2 protein-coding genes are annotated in these 946 nt (G+C 74.9%); both read right to left on the bottom strand.

Going from position 1 to position 946, the window contains the following annotated elements:
- Positions 1 to 674 (bottom strand): alanine racemase (locus ACOADB_RS02315; RefSeq protein ID WP_378596295.1); only part of this gene is annotated, 674 nt, incomplete at its 3' end.
- 16 nt (positions 675 to 690) lie between these two features.
- Positions 691 to 946, bottom strand: a 256-nt coding sequence (locus ACOADB_RS02310) for an NAD(P)H-hydrate dehydratase (RefSeq protein WP_378596294.1), incomplete at its 5' end; no start/stop codon positions are given.

The raw sequence follows: 946 nt of genomic DNA, 5'->3' as shown, positions 1-946 counted from the left end.
ACGGCGTCGAACCGCGAGGAAGGGCGCAGGATCGTTGCGGCCGAGTTGGCCAGGTGCCGCAGCCCGGGACGCAGGCCGTGCGCCTCGGCCAGGGCGATCGCGTCACGGAAGGCCCGCTCCTGGCGATCGTTGGCCGGGTGCGAGGGCTCGTCGGCGCAGGCGAAGTGCGACCAGATGCCGGTGACCGTCCAGTGGCCGGCCTCCTCGCCTGCCCGCGCCCGGTCGAACACGTCGGCCCACGCGGCGCGCGGTGCTCCCCCGCGGGACAGGCCGGTGTCGACCTTGAGCTGGATCCGCGCCGGGCTGGTCCGGCCCGCGAACGCGGCCGCCATCGCATCGAGCTCGTCGACGGAGTAGGCGCTCACCTCGATGTCGACGTCCGCAGCCGCGGCGTAGTCGGCGCCCGGAGCCGTGATCCAGCACAGCAACGGACCGTCGACGCCGGCCGCGCGCAGGGCAAGGGCTTCCTCGATGGTGGCCGTGGCCAGCCAGTCCGCACCACCGTCGCGGGCGGCGCGGGCGCACTCGACCATGCCGTGGCCGTAGCCGTCGGACTTGACCACCGCGATCAGCGGGACGCCCGCGGTCTCGCGCAGCAGTCGCGCGTTGGCCCGGATGGCGTCGAGGTCGACGACGATCTCGGCAGGGCCCAGGGGCGCCGACGTGCTGGACATGGCTCCGATCCTCCCATCACTCCGTGTCGAGGGATGCGATGAGGGCCGGGAGTGCGACCGCGACGTCGGACGCGACGATCGGGCCTCCCGCCGCTGCCTGCGTGGCTGCGGCGCCGTGCAACCAGGACCCGACCGAGGCGGCGTCGAACGGATCGAGGGCGCCCGCCAGCAACGCGCCGATCAGGCCGCCGAGGACGTCGCCCGCCCCGGCCGTCGCCAGCCACGGCGTGCCGGACGTCGTCACCCGGACCCGCCCGCCCGGTTCGGCGATC

This window comes from Nocardioides sp. CPCC 206348 (genome assembly GCF_048654705.1).
Lineage (GTDB): Bacteria > Actinomycetota > Actinomycetes > Propionibacteriales > Nocardioidaceae > Nocardioides.
Note: the sequence above shows the minus strand (reverse complement) of the source record. Positions and strands in the feature narration are given on the sequence as shown.